Raw genomic sequence first — 17,597 nt, 5'->3', positions numbered from 1 at the left:
TTTACTCTCCGCAGACCATCAGAGGATGCACGCCCCATGTTTCGGTTGTGTTACGCCCATGTGAAATAGCAGACCTGCAGAGCCCGGACCGTTGCGATCGTGGAGGGCTCGCTGCGCACACGGGTCACCGACCGGGGTCGTCCTCCGGGAGGGGATCCTCAGCGCCCGCCTTGGTGCGGGTCTGCTCGAGGTCTGCCTGCTCGTCGACGGTCTCCGTTGGAGTCTCGTCGCTCATGTCGTTCTCCTCAGCGTCGTCGACCGGATCGGTCTCGGCTGTGTCGACCACGTCGTCCGAGTCTCGCTCGGATGCTGCGTCGACCTCGTCATCGGCCGAGGTTTCGGCCTCGTCCTCGCTCTGTTCGTCCGGTTCACGACCGGGGAGCCAGACCGATTCGTCCCGCCCGGGGTGGCGGCGGGAGATCACGATGAAGATTATCAGGGCCGCCACACCGACGATGATCGAGGTCCAGACGTTCAGTCGCAGACCGAGGACCTCCTCGGCCTCATCGATGCGCAGGTACTCGATCCAGACGCGGCCGAGGGTGTACCCGAAGACATAGAGCCAGAACACCCGGCCGTGCCCGAGCCGGAGCCGGCGATCGAGCCAGACGAGCACGCCGGCGAGCGCCAGGTTCCAGAGCAGCTCGTACAGGAACGTCGGATGGAACAGGGTCCCGGCGGGATAGTCGAGGCCCTGGGCGCGCAGGGTCTGCTCGGAGATCTGCAGGCCCCACGGGAGCGTCGTGGACGCACCGAAGAGCTCCTGGTTGAAGTAGTTGCCGAGCCGGCCGATCGCCTGCGCCACGGCGAGAGCGGGCGCGAGGGAGTCCGCGAACGGGGCGAGGCGCAGGCCGGCCCGGCGCAGACTGATCCAGGCACCGAGCGCGCCCGCCGGGATCGCGCCCCAGATACCGAGCCCGCCGTTCCAGATCGCGAACGCGAGCCAGGGGTCGCCGTTCGGCCCGAAGTACGCGTCCGGTGACGAGAAGACGTGGTAGATCCGCGCGCCGACGATACCGAACGGCACCGCCCAGAAGATCGCGTCGAGGACGGCGCCCTCGGGTCCGCCGCGGGCCCGGTACCGGCGGATCGCGATGAAGCCCGCCACCACGATGCCGGCGAGGATCGCCAGGGCATAGGCCCGGATCGGGATCGGTCCGAGGTACCAGACCCCCTGCGAAGGGCTGGGGATGCCCCCGAAACCGCCGGTGGCGCCTGCGGACTCGGCGGTCACTCGCATCAGCGTGTTCATCGGGCCGGTCCGCCGGACGTGACCGGTCGGCCCGATCGCACGCCCTCGGCGAGCTCGCCGATGAGGCGGCGCAGGTCCTCCAGGGCCGCGTCCCGGTCACCGTCGGAGCGGATCAGGGTGCGCACCAGCGCCGAGCCGACGATCACGCCATCGGCGTAGCTCGCCACCTCGGCCGCCTGGGCACCGGTCGAGACCCCGAGGCCGACGCAGACGCGTTCGGCCCCGGCCGCCCGGGTGGCCGCCACGAGCGCCTCGGCCTTCGGGCCCACGCTCGCGCGCGCCCCGGTGACGCCCATCGTGGAGGCCGCGTAGACGAAGCCCCGGCTCGCGGCGGTGGTCAGGTGAAGTCGCTCCGTGGTGGAGCTCGGCGCGACCAGGAACACCTTGTCCAGGTCGTGGGCGTCCGCCGCGGCGATCCACTCCCCGGCCTCGTCCGGGATCAGGTCCGGGGTGATCAGACCCGCTCCCCCGGCTGCGACCAGATCGGTCGCGAAGCGGTCCACCCCGTAGCGCAGCACCGGGTTGTAGTAGGTCATCACGAGCGTGGGGGCACCGGTCTCGGCGACCTCGCGGACCGCGCGCAGCACGTCGGCGGTGCGGGTGCCGCCGGCCAGGGCGGCCTGCATGGCCTCCTGGTTGACCGCGCCGTCCATGCCGGGGTCGGAGTACGGCAGGCCGAGCTCGACGATGTCGGCACCGGCCTCGACGGCGGCGCGGGCAGCCGCGATCGAGCCGTCCACGTCCGGGTACCCGACCGGCAGGTACACCACGAGTGCGGCGCGACCCTCAGCCCGGGCTGCGTCGATGGTTGCAGCCGTCCTGGATCCGGTCATGCCGTCGTGCTCCCGCCCTCGTCCTGGCCGCCGGCTGAACCCGAGTCCACGAGCCCGAACCACTCGGCGGCCGTCTCCACGTCCTTGTCCCCACGTCCGGACAGGCTCACCAGGAGCACCGTCTCGGCCGGGTCGGCGCCGGCGGCGACGAGCTCGCGGCCGAGGGTCATCGCGCCGGCGAGTGCGTGCGCGCTCTCGATGGCGGGCATGATCCCCTCGGTGCGGGTCAGCAACCGGAACGCCTCCATGGCCTCCGCGTCGGTGACCGGCCGGTACTCGGCCCGCCCGATGCTCGCGAGCCAGGAGTGCTCCGGCCCGACGCCCGGGTAGTCCAGGCCCGCGGAGATCGAGTGGGACTCGATGGTCTGCCCGTCCTCGTCCTGCAGCAGGTAGGTCTTGGCACCGTGCAGCACGCCGGGGCTGCCGGCGCCGATGGTGGCCGCGTGACGCCCGGTCTCGACACCGTCACCGGCGGCCTCACAACCGATCAGGCGAACGTCGGCGTCGTCCAGGAAGGCGGTGAAGATGCCGATCGCGTTGGACCCGCCGCCCACGCAGGCCACGACGGCGTCCGGGAGCCGCCCGATCCGTTCCGTCAGCTGCTCGCGGGCCTCCTCGCCGATGATCTTCTGGAGGTCGCGCACCAGGGCCGGGAACGGGTGCGGACCGGCGGCGGTGCCGAACACGTAGTTGGTGGTCTCGACGTTCGCGACCCAGTCCCGGAACGCCTCGTTGATCGCGTCCTTGAGGGTCCGGGAGCCGGCGGTCACGGGGATGACCTCGGCGCCGAGCAGACGCATCCGCGCGACGTTGAGTGCCTGCCGGCGGGTGTCCTCCTCGCCCATGTAGATGGTGCAGTCGAGCCCGAACAGTGCGGCCGCGGTGGCGGTGGCGACGCCGTGCTGGCCCGCGCCGGTCTCGGCGATGACCCGGGTCTTGCCGACCTGTTGGGTGAGCAGTGCCTGACCGAGCACGTTGTTGATCTTGTGGGACCCGGTGTGGTTGAGGTCCTCGCGCTTGAGGAACACCCGCACGCCGCCGGCGTGCTCGGCGAACCGGGGCACCTCCGTGATCGGACTGGGCCGGCCGGTGTAGTCCCGGTGCAGCGCGGCGAGGCGCTCGATGAACGTCGGGTCATCCTTGAGCTTGTCCCACGCGGTCGCGAGGTCGTCGAGCGCCGCGATCAGTGCCTCGGGCACGAATCGGCCGCCGAAGTCGCCGAAGTAGGGGCCGACGGCGTCCCGGAAGTCCGTCACGGCGGCTGGCTCGGTCCTGGGCTCGCTCACCGGCTCCGCACCGCCCGCAGCGACGGGTGGGTGCCTGCGGCGACCATGTCCTTGACGGCGGACCGCGGGTCGCCCTGGGTCACCAGCGCCTCCCCGACGAGCACCGCGTCCGCGCCCCAGCGGGCGTAGTCCATGAGGTCGTGCGGACCCCGGACGCCGGACTCGGCGACCCGGACGATCCCGTCCGGGATCCGGGGGGCCAGTTCCGCGAACACCTCGCGGCGGACCTCGAGGGTGTGCAGGTTGCGGGTGTTCACCCCGAGCAGGCGGGCGCCGGCATCCACGGCTCGGTCCACCTCCTCGGCGGTGTGCGCCTCGACGAGGGCGGTCATGCCGAGCGAGTGCACCCGTTCGGTGAGCGAGGTCAGCACGGTCTGCTCGAGGGTCGCGACGATGAGGAGCACGATGTCCGCGCCGTGCGCCCTGGCCTCCCACACCTGGTAGGGGGTGACGATGAAGTCCTTGCGCAGCACCGGCACCTCGACGGCGGCCCGGACCCCGTCGAGGTCGTCGAGGGAGCCACCGAACCGGCGTCGCTCGGTGAGCACGCTGATCGCGGACGCCCCACCGGCCTCGTAGTCCGCGGCCAGGCCGGCCGGATCCGCGATGTCGGCCAACGCACCCTTGGAAGGGCTGGACCGCTTCACCTCAGCGATCACCGTGACGGCATCGTCCTTCGCGAGCGCGTCGAGGGCGTTCTTGGCCGACGGCCGGGCCGCCGCCTGTTCCTTCAACTCCTCGAGCGGAGTCGCCGCTTCCCGGACCGCCAGGTCCTCCCGGACCCCGGCCACGATCTCCTCAAGAACGGTCACCATCCGCCTCTCCCTTGCTCGGCCACCATCGTATGCCGAAACCTCCGACGCCCCGGACGCATCTCACGAAGGGCGTCGGGGACACCTCAGACCGGGGAGAGATAGGGCGCCAGCGCGGGCAGGTTGCGCAGCACCGTGAACGCGAGCAGGCCGACGCCGAGCGCCACCCACACCCACGTCGGCGACCGGCGGACGGGCTCCGAACGCCAGGCCCGCACGAGCCACCAGACCCAGCCGAGCGCCACCATCGGCAACGCGATGGTGAGCATCGGGTTCGCCGCCCACGCACCGGCCAGGTCGCCGGTCGCGAGCGAGTGCGTGGTCCGCAGGCCACCGCAGAACGGGCAGAACCACCCCGTCAGCCGCAGCATCGGGCAGAACCCGTATCCGCCGTCGTGCGGGTCCACCAGCGCCAGCAGCGCGGTGCCGGCGGCCACAGCGGCACCGACCAACACCGGCGTGCGCCGGTCCCGGGGCGGTGCCGTGGCCTCGACGCTCACCCGTAGTAGCCCCGGGAGAGGGAGACGAGGATCCAGAAGACGCCCGCGATGATGGCCAGCACCCCCATGACCAGGCCCCCGGTCGCGGCGCCGCGGTTGGTCGCCTGGCCGGCGTCGGCGGCCAGGCGGCCCTTGTTTCCGGTCACGACGGCGCCGATCCCGAGGCCGAGGCCCACGAGCGGGATGCACGCCAGGAAGAACCCGACGATCCCGAGCACGAGAGCGGTGGTGCCGAGACCGTTCCGGTGCGAGGCCGCCAGGCCGTACCCGTACGGGCTGACGCCGTAGGGCGACTGCGGCTGGCCGTACTGCTGCCCGTACTGCTGTGCTCCGTACTGGGGCTGGCCACCGTACTGGGGCGGTGCGCCGTACTGGGACTGGCCGTACGCGCCGGGCACCTGCGGGTCCCAGGGCTGTGGCCCCTCCACGAACGCCCGGTCCTCGTGCGAGGGGACCGGGTTCGATCCCGCCGCGCCGTACGGGTCCTGTGACTCGTAGGGGTTCACACCACCGCTGGACGGTGGCACGGGTGGGTAGGACATCGCAGGCTACGCGCTCCGCCCCGAGTTCCGCTCGAGCTGGCCGTAGCCGAGGGCTCGCAGGATCGCACTCGCGACGCACCCGATGACGACGACGGCCGCTCCGACGATCCCGAGCGTCAGGTTCTGCAGGATGAACGCGATGCCGACCACCAGGGAGCCGACCACGCCGCCCCAGAACAGGGTCCAGCCGGCGATCGTGCGGCCGTGGTTGGACGGCGCGGCGGTCGGCAGGTTCTCGGGGGCGTAGTGCCCGCCCGCCACCGAATCCTCGGAGTGCCGGGTGGATTCGGTCATGGCTTCGTTGATCATGGTGCTGTGGCCCTTCGCGGTGGTCGTGCTCGGCGCGACCAGACTACCGGTCCGCCTCCTCGCTCGGGTCCTCGCCGCGGCTCAGCGCGTCCCAGTCCTCCATCCGGACCGTGCGCGCCGACCCGGCGGCGGCCGGCGCCGCGGTCGACCCCGGCGCACCCGGTCCCGGCGCCGCGGCGCCGGCCGCGGCCGGATCGGAGCCGCGCTCGTAGCGGCGGCCGACCCGGCCCCACTGCCCGACCAGGAACGGCAGGGCGATACCGAGGACGAGGATCACCGCGGCCACCCCGAGCGCGAGGTAGGGCAGGGCGGTCACGGCAGGCTCGCCGCTGATCTCGCGGACCCCGATCAGCTCGCCCGCGGCGGCCTGCGCCGGGGTGGCCGGGTCCCGCAGGAACGCCAGCACCGCCACCAGCGCCGCAGCTCCGGCGAGGGCCGCCAGCACGGCCGCCAGCATCCGGACCACCCGGCCGGACAGGCCGAGGGCGAGCGCGGCTGCGAGCACGACGAGCGCCACGGACGGGACCACCGGGGCGGCAGCGGCGCCGCCCACGCTGACCGTCTCGGTCCCGAGCGTGCCCGCCACGGGCGCGCTGACCCAGGTGCCCAGCGTGGTGACCAGGAGGGCCGCCCCGGCCACGAGCAGGATCAGCACGGCCGGACCACGGCCCAACCGTCGGCGCCTGAACGCCGGCGTCACGGTGCGATCGCTTCGATACCGGCGGCGATCTGCACCGCCCGCACCGCCGCGGCGGCCTTGTTCCGGCTCTCCCAGTACTCCGTCTCCGGCACCGAGTCCGCCACCAGTCCCCCGCCGGCCTGAACGCTCGCGACGCCCCGCGAGATCAGCGCGGTCCGGATCGCGATCGCCATGTCGAGGTCGCCGGCCAGGTCGAAGTACCCGACCGTGCCGCCGTAGATGCCGCGGCGGGCCGGCTCCAGCTCGTCGATGAGGGCGATCGCCCGCGGCTTCGGCGCCCCGGAGAGGGTGCCCGCCGGGAACGTCGCCGTGAACACGTCCACCGCCGTCGACTCCGGGCGGAGCCGGCCGTTGACCGTGGAGGACATGTGCATGATGTGGCTGTACCGCTTGATCTCCATGAACTCCACGACGGCGACGCTGCCCGGCTCGCAGACCCGGCCGAGGTCGTTGCGGGCGAGGTCCACCAGCATCAGGTGCTCGGCGCGTTCCTTCGGGTCCACGAGCAGCTCGTCGGCGTGCTCGCGGTCCTGGGCGGCGTTCTCGCCGCGCGGGCGGGAGCCCGCGATCGGGAAGCTGACCACGTCCCGGCCGGTGACCTTGACGAGGGTCTCCGGGCTGGACCCGACGACGTGGTAGTCGCCCTCGCCGTCCGCCCCCGGGTCGCCCAGGTGCAGGAAGTACATGTACGGGCTCGGGTTGATGGTCCGCAGCACCCGGTACACGTCGAGCGGGTCCGCGGTGCACTCCAGCTCCAGGCGCTGGGACAGCACGACCTGGAACACCTCGCCCTCGCGGATCGCCTGCTTGGCGGCGAGGACGCCGGCCTCGAAGTCGGCCCGCTCGGTCCGGAACCGCAGCTCCGGTTCCCGCGCCGCCGCGCCGTCGAGGGTGACCATCGCGCGGGACGGGGCGGGGGCCACCAGCGCGGCGGCCATGGCGTCGAGCCGGGCGACGGCGTCGGCGTAGGCCTCGTCGACCCGCTCGTCGGTGTCGTCGAAGTTGATGGCGTTCGCGATCAGCCAGACGTCACCGGTGTTGTGGTCGACGGCGGCCATGTCCCCGACGAGGCACAGCGCGACCTCCGGGACGCCGAGCTCCTCGCGGGCCAGCCGCGGCAGCGTGGGTTCCCAGTGGTGGATCACGTCCCAGCCGAGCGCGCCGACCAGCCCGCCGGTCAGCGGCGGCAGGCCAGGCAGCGCCGGGGTGTGCAGCACCCGCAGGGTCTCCCGGAGCACGTCGAGGACGTCACCGGTGCGGGGCACCGCGACCGGGACGTCGCCGTACCAGTGGGCCTGACCGTCGGCCTCGCTGAGGATCGCCCGGGAGGAGACCCCCACGAACGACCACCGCGACCAGACGCCGTCCGAGGCCGCCGACTCCAGGATGAACGTGCCGGCCCGGCCCGAGGAGAGCCGGCGATACAGCCCCACCGGTGTGACGTCGTCGGCGAGGATCCGGCGCACCACGGGGATCACCCGGCGCTCCTCAGCGAGGTCGCGGAAGCCGGCGCCGGAGGGCCAGGTCTCGCCCCAGGCCAGCTTCAGGTCGGCGCCCGAGTCGGCGGCGACGTCGGGCTGCGCGCCGGTCATCGTCCGGCCTCCGGGGTCTGGCCGCCCACGACGGCGCCGAGGTCCCCGCCCGCCTCGAAGCAGGTCCGGGTGCCGGTGTGGCACGCCGGGCCGATCTGTTCCACCCGGACCAGCAGGGCGTCGCCGTCACAGTCCAGCGCCACCGAGCGCACGTGCTGCGTGTGCCCTGAGGTGTCGCCCTTGCGCCAGTACTCCTGGCGGGACCGGGACCAGTACCAGGCCCGGCCCGTGGTCAGCGTGCGGTGCAGGGCCTCGTCGTCCATCCAGCCGACCATGAGGACGTCACCTCCTGCGTCATCCTGCACGACGGCGCAGACGAGACCGAGCTCGTCCCGCTTCAGCCGGGCCGCGATCGAGGGATCCAGGGCGGAGGGGTTCACGTCGGACACGCCCTCGATCCTCCCACGCCCGGGGCACGTTCACGGACCCCCGCGGGGCCTCATTCGCTCGCCGAGATCCACGTCGCGTGCATCCGTGCGTAGACCCCGTCGGCGGCCACCAGAGCCGTGTGCGGGCCGAGCTCCACGATCCGGCCGGCGTCAACGACGACCACCAGGTCCGCGGCCTCCGCCGTGGAGAGGCGGTGTGCGATCGCGACCGAGGTGCGCCCCTGGGTCAGTTCGGCCAGGGCCCGGCTGATCCGGTGCTCGGTCGCCGGGTCGACGGCGGAGGTCGCCTCGTCGAGGACCAGCACGTCCGCGTCGGCCAGGTAGGCACGCGCGATCGCGACGAGCTGCCGTTCGCCGGCGCTGAGGGACTCGCCGCGCTGCCCGACATCGGTGTGCACACCGAGCGGCAGCGTGGCCAACCAGTCGCCCAGGCCGAGACGCTCGAGCGCGGCGGCCACGCTGTCCGCGTCGGTGTCCGCCCGGCCGTACGCCACGTTCCCGGCGATCGTGTCATCGAACAGGAACCCCTCCTGCGGCACGATCACGACCCGCGAGCGCAGATCCGCGAGCGCGATCTCACGCAGGTCCACACCGTTCAGGCGCACCGAGCCCGCGTCCGGATCCATCATCCGGGTGAGCAGCTTGGCGAGCGTGGTCTTGCCCGATCCGGTCTCCCCGACCACGGCCACGCGGGCACCCGCGGGGATCGCCAGGTCGATGTCGTGCAGCACCGCGGCCGCCGTGCCGGGGTAGGCGTAGGTGACGTCGGTGAAGTCCAGGGCCGCCGGGCCGCGCGGTCCGGCCGGGGTCGGCTCGTCCGGCTCGGTGATGTCCAGCGGGGTGTGCACCACCGAGATCACCCGGCGCCACCCGGCCACGGCGTTCTGCAGCTCGTTCAGGACCTCGGTGGCCGACTGCACCGGGCCGGTGAAGATCTGCACCAGGAACAGGAACGCGAGCAGCCCGCCCACGGTGAGATCGCCGTCGATCCCGAGCAGGGTGCCCACGACCACCACGGAACCGAGCGCAAGGCCGGAGAGCAGCACCCCGGAGGAGAACGCCAGCGACGCGAACGCCTGCGCCCGCACCGCGGCGTCCCGGTGCTCGCCGATGGCCTCGTCCATGCGGCGCTGGGTGCGGGCACCCGCGCCGTAGGAGCGGATCGTCTGCGCACCGACGATCGACTCCGAGATCCGCCCGAGCATGGCCCCGACCCGCAGGCGCACCGTGCCGTAGGCCACGTTCAGGGACTTCTGCGCCTTCGGTGCGAGCACGATCATCGGCGCGAACGCGAGCCACACCACCACGGTCAGCTGCCAGGAGTAGAACAGCATCGCCACGGTCGCGCCGGCGATCTGCAGCACGGACAGCACGAGCTGCATGCCGCCCCACTGGACGAACAGGGAGATGGTGTCCACGTCGGAGGTCACCCGGGACACCAGCGACCCGCGCCGCTCCGTGTTCTGGGTCAGCACGGACAGGTCGTGCACGTGCCGGAACGCCCGCACCCGCAATTGCAGGAGCCCGGCCTCGGCCGCGCGGAACAGGCGCACGTTCACCCAGGTGGTGCACGCGGCCGCGGCGAGCAGCCCGACCGCGGCGATCCCGCACAGCCGCAGGACCAGGCCGACGTCGACCCCACCCGGCGCGAGGATGCCGACGTCCGTGGTCTGCTGCACCACGATCGGGACGATCAGTCGCCCGGCGGTGGCCAGCACGGCGAGGGCGAGGGTGACGCCGATACCCGTGCGCATCGCCGGCGAGAGCGCCAGGCCCGCCCTGAGGGTGCCGAGCACCCCGAGCGAGGAGGTGCTCTCGATCCGGGCGCTGGTTCCGGGGGTCGTGGCGCTCACCGGGCCACCTTCCGTTCGTGCTGTTCGTGCCTTTCCTCGCGGCCGCGTTGGTAGGCGGTGACCAGGCGCCGGTAGCCCCGGTCGCGGCCGAGCAGGTCGGTGTGGGTGCCGGCGTCGACCACGTGACCACGCTCGACGTGCACCACCGAGTCGGCGAGCCCGATCGTGGCGGTGCGGTAGGCGACCAGGATCACCGTGACGTCCCCGGCGCTGCGGCGGAGCCCGGCCAGGATGGCCTGCTCCACGAGCGGGTCGACGGCGGAGGTCGCGTCGTCGAGGATGAGGAGCCTCGGGCGCCGGATGAGGGCGCGCGCGATCGCCAGCCGTTGGCGCTGACCACCGGACAGGGACGCGCCCCGTTCGCCGATGACGGTGTCCAGGCCATCGGGCAGCGCGGCGACGAAACCGTCGGCCTGCGCGATCGCCAGCGCGGCCCAGACCTGCTCGTCGGTGTATCCGTGACCCGTGCCGACCGGCTGCCCCTCGCCGTCGGGCTCCACCTCGTCGGCGAGGGTGACGTTGCCGCGGACGGTGTCCTCGAACACGAACGCCGACTGCGCCACCAGGGCGATCGCGCCGGTGCGGTCGGAGTCGGTGATCTCCCGGGCGTCGCGGCCGTCGTAGCGGACCACCCCGGCCGAGGGGTCCCGCAGCCGGGCGATGACGTCCACCAGCGTCGACTTGCCGGAGCCGGTGGACCCGACGATCGCGACCGTCCGGCCGGCCGGTACGGAGAACGTGACATCGGTGAGCAGGTCCGCCTCGGTGGCCGCGCCGTCGGCATCGTGGCTCGGCACCCGCACGCCGACGCGGTCGAGATCCAGACGCAGGCCCTGCTCGGCTCCGGCCGCGTCGCCGAGCCGGCGCCGGCCCGCGCCGAGGTAGCCACGGGCGTCGATCACCCGCGAGACCCGGTCGTGGCCGACCAGCGAGCGCGGCAGGTCACCCAGGACGAAGCCGATCGCGCGGACCGGGAACGTCATCACGGTGAGCAGATAGGCCGTCGTGATGACGGCACCGGTGTCCACCACGCCGGCCGCGACCCGCGTCGCGCCCACCGCGAGGACGCCGAGCGTGGCCAGGCCCGGGAGCAGGTCGATCACCGGGTCGAACACGGACCGGATCCGCCCGACCGCGATGTTCGCGTCCCGCAGGGTGCGGCTCGCAGAGGCGAAGCGCCGCTCCTCGAAGTCCTCGGTGCCGAGTGCCTTCACGACGGCGGCCGCCTCGAAGCTCTCGTGGGCGACGTCCGCCACGACCGCCCGCTGGTGCTGGACGCGGGTGATCGCCGGACTCATGTAGTTGCGGTACACGGCGTTCACGACGAGCACGAGCGGGAGCACGCTCACCCCGATGATGCCGAGGACCGGGTCGGCGACGATCATGGCGACCCCGGCGACGATGATCATCACGAGCACTCCGAGCGCGAACGGCAGCGGCATGAACACGCCGCCGGCGGCCTCGGCGTCCGCGTTCGCGTTGGAGAGCAGTTGGCCGGCCGGGTGCCGCCGGTGCCAGGTCATCGGCAGCCTGAGGTACTGGCGGGTGACGGCGCGCCGGTGCCCCGCCTGCACGTCGAGGGCGCCGATCCCCGCGTAGATGCGGCGCAGCGCCACTCCGACGGCGGTCACCGCGCCGATCAGCAGGAGCCCGAACCCGGCCAGCCAGATGGACCCGGTCGACACCCCGGACCCCTGGATCGCGGGCAGCACGACGCCGTCGGTGATCCGGCCGAGCAGCCAGCCGGAGGCGACCAGGCCGATGCCGTAGACCACGCTCGCGATGATCGCGATCGTGAACGTGCGCGGCTGCGAGGCGATGCCCCGGCCGATCAGGAGCAGGGAGCGTCGGACGGCGCCGCCGGACAGAGCGTGAACGGGCTCCGCGTGGCCCCCTCCGTCGTCGGGGCTGGGCGTTGCGGGGTTGCCGTCTCCGGCGGGTTCTGCGGGCACTGGCACAAGCCTACCGTCGCCTGAGGTCGGCCCGGCCCTGCCGACGCGAGTCCGGCGCAGGTGTGTGAGAACGTGGAGCCCATGTGGTCCGCGCGCGAGAAGTCCGCCCTGGTCGAGTCCCTGACGGAGGCGGGTCCGAACGCCCCCACGCTGTGCGAGGGCTGGCAGACCCGGCACCTGGCCGCGCACCTGCTCCTGCGCGGGCAGGAACCGTGGCGGCTGACCCCGCTGCCGTGGGCGCCCGACGCCGCGGACCGGCTCATCGACGACGTCGCGGACGGCCTGCGCGAGCGCGCCGCCTACACCGACGCGGTCGAGACGTTCGCGGCCGGCCCGGACGGGGCGAACCCGATGCGGCTGGTGCGCGGCCGGGCCGACGAGGCGATGAACCTGCTCGAGTACGTGGTCCACCACGAGGACGTCCGTCGCGGCGGCCCTGAGCCGTTGTCCCCGCGGGAGCTGCCGGCGCCCATGCTCGACGACATCTGGCGGCGCCTCGGTCAGTTCGCCGGGTTCGCGTTCCGGTCCGCGCCCGTCGGTGTGGTGCTGGTGGTCCCAGGGGGCCGCCGACGGCGTGCCCGCTCCGGCGCGGTGTCGGTGGCCCTCACCGGTGGTCCCCTCGAGCAGGCGCTGTTCGCGATGGGGCGCCGCGGCGCCGCGCAGGTGCAGGTCACCGGAACGCCTGACGCCGTCACCGCCTTCGAGGCCTGGGCGGCGCTCTGACGTTCAGGCCTGTGCGCGGCGGCTCAGCCCTGCGCTCAGCGGCTCAGCCTGCGCTCAGCGCACCTCGAAGCCGGCCGCCCGCAGGTGGTCCTTGACCTCGGAGATGGTGAGGGTGCGGTAGTGGAACACGCTGGCCGCGAGCAGCGCGTCCGCGCCGGTGCGGGCCGCCTCGACGAAGTGCTCGGCGGTGCCGGCGCCGCCGCTGGCGATCAGCGGTACCTGGACCCGCGCGCGCACGTCGGTGAGCATCTCGAGGTCGAACCCGGACGTGGTGCCGTCGGCGTCGATGGAGTTCAGGAGGATCTCCCCGACCCCGGCGTCCTGAGCCCGGCTGACCCAGTCGAGCGCGTCGATGCCGGTGCCCCGGCGACCCCCGTGCGTGGTGACCTCGTAGCCGGAGGGCGTGCTGACGCCGTCGGGCGTGCGGCGGGCGTCCACGGACAGCACCAGTACCTGGGAACCGAACCGGTGCGCCACCTCGGCGATGAGCTCCGGGCGGGCGATCGCGGCCGTGTTGATGCCGACCTTGTCCGCGCCCGCGCGCAGCAGGGCGTCCACGTCGTCGGTGCTGCGCACCCCGCCGCCCACCGTCAGCGGCACGAAGACCTCCTCGGCGGTGCGGGCGACGATCTCCAGCGTGGTCGCCCGCCCCTCCGTGGAGGCGCTCACGTCGAGGAACGTCACCTCGTCGGCGCCCTCGGCGTCGTAGCGGTGGGCCAGCTCGACCGGGTCCCCGGCGTCGCGCAGGTTCTCGAAGTTCACGCCCTTGACGACGCGGCCCGCGTTCACGTCCAGGCAGGGGATCACCCGCAGCGCGAGGCTCACTCGCCCGCCCCATCGGTGCCGTTCAGGGCGGACACGGCCAGCACATCGATCACGTAGACGAGCGTATCGTCACCGAACGCCTGCTCGGGCGGCACCACCAGCATCACCTGCGAGCCGACGGTCTCGTCGACCAGGCCCTCCTGCCAGCCCTGGATGAGCCCGGTGAACGCCACCGTGGTGGGCGCCTGCCCCTCCCCCCAGGTCGACTCGACGACCGCGCCGGTGCTCCAGGCGACCGTGGTGTAGCGCACGGTGACGGCCAGCCCGGATCGCACCTGGGCGCCGTCGCCCCGGATCAGCTGCACCACGCTCAGGTCCGCGGGCGGTGCGGTGTCCGGGACGGCCACGGTGGGCTCGCCGGTCTCACTGCGGGTCACCACCGGCATCCCGGCGACCGCGGGCGCCTCCTCACCCCAGGCGCGGGTGTGCAGGATGTCGTAGACGAGCACCAGCGGGTTCGGTTTGGTGGTGGTGCCGACCTCCACGCGCAGCAGCCGGGATCCCTCGGTACGACCGAGCAGGTCCTCGTACAGCGGCCCGGCATCCGCCTCGGTGAGCAGGATCACTTCCGGCTGGGCGCTGAACGTGTCCTCGATCACCTCACCGGTGACCGCGTCCACGGCGAGGAAGGAGACCATCACGGCGGCGCCGTCGACGAGCAGGGTGCCCTCGCCGGTGACCAGTTCCTCGGTGTCGGTCTCGGTGACCTCGAGCGGGGCGTCGAAGGTCACCTGCGGGTGCGCACCGAAGTTGCCACCCACGCTGACCAGGTCGATCCCGGTCGGCTCGGGTTCGTCGGGGGCGCAGGCGGCCACGGTCAGCAGGGCCATCACGGCCAGCAGACGCAGGACCATCATCCCCACCGGGCCGGGGCCGTGGGGTCGTCGAGAAGCAGGCATGATCGTCGAGTCTACGGGGCGAGGCTGGGAGTCCCCTGGGCCTGCGCCGGTGGATCGAGGCTCGCGATCAGCCGGTCCACCCGGTCGTCGACGTTGCGGAACGGGTCCTTGCAGAGCACGGTCCGGCCGGCGTTGTCGTTGAGCTTCAGGTGCACCCAGTCGACCGTGTAGTCCCGGCGGCGCGCGGTCGCCGCCGTCACGAAGTCACCGCGGAGCTTGGCCCGGGTGGTCTGCGGCGGCTCGGTGGTGGCCGCGTCGATCTCGTCGTCGGTGACGACCCGGCTGACCATGCCGCGCGCGGCGAGCCGGGCGAACAAGCCGTCGGTGCGGGAGATGTCGTGGTAGGCGAGGTCGAGGCGCTGCACCCGGGGGTCGGACAGCGGCACGTCGTGGGCGTCGACGTAGCGGTCCACGAGGCGCTTCTTGATGGCCCAGTCCAGGTCCCGGTCCACGAGGCTGAGGTCGCCGCTGCGGAGCGCGTCCAGCCCGCGCCCCCACAGTTCGAGGACCCACTCGTCGTGCGGGCCCCCCTCGGGTGCCTCGGCGATGAAGTCGCGGGCGCGTTGCAGATACGAGGCCTGCAGCTCGACCGCGGTCACCTTCGTGCCGCGGGCCAGCGTCACCTGCTTCGTGCCGGTGATGTCGTGGGAGATCTCCCGGATGGCCCGCACCGGATTCTCCAGGTTCAGGTCGCCGAAGATGTGGCCGGCCTCGATCATCCGCAGCACGATGTCGGTCATGCCCACCTTGAGCATGGTGGTCGTCTCCGACATCGAGGAGTCGCCCGAGATGACGTGCAGGCGGCGGTACAGGTCCGCGTCGGCATGCGGCTCGTCGCGGGTGTTGATGATCGGCCGGGACCGGGTGGTGGCCGAGCTGGTCGCCTCCCACAGGTGATCGGCCCGCTGCGAGAAGCAGTATGTCGGCCCGCGGGGGGTGGTCAGGATGTGCCCGGCGCCGGTGAGGATCTGGCGGGTGATCAGGAACGGGACGAGCACCTCGGCGGTCCTGGCGAAGTCGCCGCGCCTGCGGATCAGGTAGTTCTCGTGGCAGCCGTAGGAGTTCCCAGCGGAGTCCAGGTTGTTCTTGAACAGGTGGATCCGGCCCGGGATGCCCTCGGCGTCGAGGCGCTCCTGCGCGTCGCCGACCAGGCCCTCGAGGATCCGCTCGCCGGCCTTGTCGTGGTAGACGAGCTGGCGCAGGTCGTCGCACTCCGCGGTCGCGTACTCCGGGTGGGAGCCCACGTCCAGGTACAGCCGGGAGCCGTTGCCGAGGAACACGTTCGAGGAGCGGCCCCAGGCCACCACCTTGCGGAACAGGTACCGGGCGACCTCCTCCGCGGACAGGCCGCGGCCCTCCGGAGCGGCGCAGGTCACGCCGAACTCGGTCTCCAGGCCGAAGATGCGGCGGATCCTCATCCCTGCTCCGCGGTGGGCAGCAGGTCGGTGAGGGCCGGGACGCTCAGCCGCTGGAACGCGCGCCGGGGCCGGTCCCGGTCGAGCACGGCGGCCTCAAGGCTGGCCGGGGCGAGGACGCGGTCGGCCGAGCCGTCCTCCTCCTCGCCGGCGCCGAGCACGCGCACCGCAAGGCCGAGCACCTCGGCCAGCGAGAGGTCCTCGGTCCACTCCGCGCGAACCAGGGCACCGAGGCGTTCCGCGGCGCCGCCCATCACCACGAAGCCGGGCTCCTCGGCGACCGAGCCGTCATAACCGAGCCGGTAGATCTGGTCGCCGGCCTGCGAGGCGGCCACCTCGGCGACGGCGAGCTCGACCTCGAGCGGCTTGGACTCGGTGGTGAACACGGCGCCCATGGTCTGTGCGTACGCGTTCGCAAGGCCACGGGCGCTGACGTCGACGCGGTCGTAGGAGTACCCGCGCAGGTCCGCGTACCGGACCCCGGCCACCCGCAGGTTCTCGAACTCGTTGTACTTGCCGACGGCCGCGAAGCCGATCCGGTCGTAGATCTCGCTGATCTTGTGCAGCGCGCGGGACGTGTTCTCGGTGACGAACGCGATGCCGCCTCGGTAGCCGACGACGATCACGGACCGGCCCCGGGCGATGCCCTTGCGCGCGAAGTCAGCCCGGTCCTTCATGAGTTGCTCGGGCGAGACGTAGAACGGCTGGGTCATGACTCCTCCTGCCCCGATGTGATCGCTCGGACGACGGCGGCGAGGTCGAGGTCGCCCACCCGTCGGTAACCGCCCGAGTCCACCACGGCGACGATCGGGTAGATGCCCCGGGCCACGTCCGGTCCGCCGGTGGCCGAGTCCTCGTCGGCGGCGTCGATGAGCGCGTGCACCGCGATCCGCACGGCCTCCTCGGACCCGAGCCCCGGCGCCCAGAGCTTCTTCATGGAGCCGCGGGCGTGCACGGAGCCGGAGCCGATCGCGTGGAAGTCCGCTTCCTCGTAGCGACCGCCGGCCACGTCGTAGGAGAAGATCCGGCCCTCGGAGCGCCGCTCGTCGTAGCCTCCGAACAACGGGACGGCGGCGAGCCCCTGCAGCGCCATCGGCAGGCCGGCCCGGACCATCGTGGCGAGTCGGTTCGCCTTGCCCTCGAGGGACAGCAGCGTGCCCTCGATCTTCTCGAAGTGCTCGAGCTCGAGCTGGAACAACCGGACCAGTTCGATGGCGACCCCGGCGGTTCCCGCGATGCCCACCGCGGAGTAGTCGTCGGCCGAGAAGACCTTCTCCATCTTCCGGTGCGCGATCGTCGAGCCCATCGTGGCGCGCCGGTCCCCCGCCATCACGATCCCGCCGTCGTAGGTGAGCGCCACGATCGTGGTCGCGTGCGGGGCCTCGACCGACCCGATCGGGGCCGGCTCACGGCCCGGCAGCAGGTTCGGGGCGTGGTCGGCGAGGAAGTCGACGAACGACGAGCTACCGGGTCGGGAGAACGCGGCCGGGAGCCGGTCGCCGAACTCGGCCGTCATTGGCCGCCCTTCTGGACGAAGCCCCGCACGAAGGTCTCCGCGTTCGTCTCGAGCACGTCGTCGATCTCGTCCAGCAGCGAGTCCACCTCCGCATCGCGGGCGCTCGCGCTCGCTCCGGTCGGCGGCGGGCCCGCGGGCTCGTCGTCCGGCCGGGCGTCGGGGGTGTTGCGCTGGTCGTACTGCCGTGCTGCCAAGATGT

19 protein-coding genes are annotated in these 17,597 nt (G+C 72.7%); 1 reads left to right on the top strand and 18 read right to left on the bottom strand.

All coding sequences use genetic code 11. The annotated features are described in order from the left end of the window. Positions 1 to 124: 124 nt before the first annotated feature. From lgt to GKS42_RS10905, 12 genes are all read right to left on the bottom strand, one after another. Positions 125 to 1,240, bottom strand: coding sequence for a prolipoprotein diacylglyceryl transferase (gene lgt, locus GKS42_RS10960; RefSeq protein ID WP_154796669.1), 1,116 nt, complete (start codon positions 1,238 to 1,240; stop codon positions 125 to 127). Positions 1,241 to 1,248: 8 nt separating this feature from the next. Then, on the bottom strand, positions 1,249 to 2,085 hold the full coding sequence (gene trpA / locus GKS42_RS10955; protein ID WP_154793847.1) for a tryptophan synthase subunit alpha: 837 nt from the start codon (positions 2,083 to 2,085) through the stop codon (positions 1,249 to 1,251). After that, on the bottom strand, positions 2,082 to 3,341 hold the full coding sequence (gene trpB, locus GKS42_RS10950; protein ID WP_154796668.1) for a tryptophan synthase subunit beta: 1,260 nt from the start codon (positions 3,339 to 3,341) through the stop codon (positions 2,082 to 2,084). Before trpB ends, trpA begins: the two co-directional genes overlap by 4 nt. A gap of 26 nt (positions 3,342 to 3,367) precedes the next feature. Continuing rightward, positions 3,368 to 4,183, bottom strand: a complete 816-nt coding sequence (gene trpC / locus GKS42_RS10945; RefSeq protein ID WP_154796667.1) for an indole-3-glycerol phosphate synthase TrpC — start codon at positions 4,181 to 4,183, stop codon at positions 3,368 to 3,370. Between the two features lie 86 nt (positions 4,184 to 4,269). Next, on the bottom strand, positions 4,270 to 4,683 hold the full coding sequence (locus tag GKS42_RS10940) for a DUF2752 domain-containing protein (protein ID WP_154793846.1): 414 nt from the start codon (positions 4,681 to 4,683) through the stop codon (positions 4,270 to 4,272). Next, entirely contained in the window at positions 4,680 to 5,225 is a 546-nt protein-coding gene (locus GKS42_RS10935; protein ID WP_154793845.1) for a hypothetical protein, read from the bottom strand. Before GKS42_RS10935 ends, GKS42_RS10940 begins: the two co-directional genes overlap by 4 nt. Before the next feature lie 6 nt (positions 5,226 to 5,231). After that, positions 5,232 to 5,519 (bottom strand): HGxxPAAW family protein, encoded by a 288-nt coding sequence (locus GKS42_RS10930; protein ID WP_154793844.1) that lies wholly within the window; start codon positions 5,517 to 5,519, stop codon positions 5,232 to 5,234. A gap of 58 nt (positions 5,520 to 5,577) precedes the next feature. After that, positions 5,578 to 6,189, bottom strand: coding sequence for a Trp biosynthesis-associated membrane protein (locus GKS42_RS10925; protein ID WP_168217805.1), 612 nt, complete (start codon positions 6,187 to 6,189; stop codon positions 5,578 to 5,580). 41 nt (positions 6,190 to 6,230) lie between these two features. After that, positions 6,231 to 7,826 (bottom strand): anthranilate synthase component I, encoded by a 1,596-nt coding sequence (locus tag GKS42_RS10920; protein ID WP_154793843.1) that lies wholly within the window; start codon positions 7,824 to 7,826, stop codon positions 6,231 to 6,233. Continuing rightward, positions 7,823 to 8,215: a phosphoribosyl-AMP cyclohydrolase gene (hisI, locus tag GKS42_RS10915; protein WP_154793842.1), complete on the bottom strand. Its 393-nt coding sequence runs from the start codon at positions 8,213 to 8,215 to the stop codon at positions 7,823 to 7,825. Before hisI ends, GKS42_RS10920 begins: the two co-directional genes overlap by 4 nt. A 50-nt stretch (positions 8,216 to 8,265) precedes the next feature. Then, positions 8,266 to 10,068, bottom strand: coding sequence for an ABC transporter ATP-binding protein (locus GKS42_RS10910; protein WP_232848015.1), 1,803 nt, complete (start codon positions 10,066 to 10,068; stop codon positions 8,266 to 8,268). Continuing rightward, complete coding sequence (locus tag GKS42_RS10905) at positions 10,065 to 12,020, bottom strand: ABC transporter ATP-binding protein (protein WP_154793841.1); 1,956 nt, start codon at positions 12,018 to 12,020, stop codon at positions 10,065 to 10,067. Before GKS42_RS10905 ends, GKS42_RS10910 begins: the two co-directional genes overlap by 4 nt. Before the next feature lie 81 nt (positions 12,021 to 12,101). On the opposite strand from GKS42_RS10905, the gene GKS42_RS10900 reads away from it, so the two are divergent. Then, positions 12,102 to 12,743, top strand: a complete 642-nt coding sequence (locus GKS42_RS10900; RefSeq protein ID WP_154793840.1) for a TIGR03085 family metal-binding protein — start codon at positions 12,102 to 12,104, stop codon at positions 12,741 to 12,743. Between the two features lie 54 nt (positions 12,744 to 12,797). Here the strand turns inward: GKS42_RS10900 and hisF are convergent, their stop codons facing one another. The 6 genes from hisF to GKS42_RS10870 are packed head-to-tail and all read right to left on the bottom strand — an operon-like array spanning position 12,798 to position 17,592. Further along, positions 12,798 to 13,568 (bottom strand): imidazole glycerol phosphate synthase subunit HisF, encoded by a 771-nt coding sequence (gene hisF / locus GKS42_RS10895; protein ID WP_154793839.1) that lies wholly within the window; start codon positions 13,566 to 13,568, stop codon positions 12,798 to 12,800. Next, the gene (locus tag GKS42_RS10890; protein ID WP_154793838.1) at positions 13,565 to 14,467 is read right to left on the bottom strand and encodes an FKBP-type peptidyl-prolyl cis-trans isomerase; all 903 of its coding nucleotides are present in this window, start codon (positions 14,465 to 14,467) and stop codon (positions 13,565 to 13,567) included. Before GKS42_RS10890 ends, hisF begins: the two co-directional genes overlap by 4 nt. An 11-nt stretch (positions 14,468 to 14,478) precedes the next feature. After that, positions 14,479 to 15,885: a Pup--protein ligase gene (gene pafA / locus GKS42_RS10885; protein WP_154793837.1), complete on the bottom strand. Its 1,407-nt coding sequence runs from the start codon at positions 15,883 to 15,885 to the stop codon at positions 14,479 to 14,481. Further along, entirely contained in the window at positions 15,882 to 16,595 is a 714-nt protein-coding gene (gene prcA / locus GKS42_RS10880) for a proteasome subunit alpha (protein WP_154793836.1), read from the bottom strand. The genes pafA and prcA overlap by 4 nt, the downstream gene beginning before the upstream one ends. Continuing rightward, the gene (gene prcB / locus GKS42_RS10875; protein ID WP_154793835.1) at positions 16,592 to 17,398 is read right to left on the bottom strand and encodes a proteasome subunit beta; all 807 of its coding nucleotides are present in this window, start codon (positions 17,396 to 17,398) and stop codon (positions 16,592 to 16,594) included. Before prcB ends, prcA begins: the two co-directional genes overlap by 4 nt. Further along, on the bottom strand, positions 17,395 to 17,592 hold the full coding sequence (locus GKS42_RS10870; RefSeq protein ID WP_154793834.1) for a ubiquitin-like protein Pup: 198 nt from the start codon (positions 17,590 to 17,592) through the stop codon (positions 17,395 to 17,397). Before GKS42_RS10870 ends, prcB begins: the two co-directional genes overlap by 4 nt. Positions 17,593 to 17,597: the final 5 nt, after the last annotated feature.

It is taken from the genome of Occultella kanbiaonis (genome assembly GCF_009708215.1).
Classification (GTDB): domain Bacteria; phylum Actinomycetota; class Actinomycetes; order Actinomycetales; family Beutenbergiaceae; genus Occultella; species Occultella kanbiaonis.
Note: the sequence above shows the minus strand (reverse complement) of the source record. Positions and strands in the feature narration are given on the sequence as shown.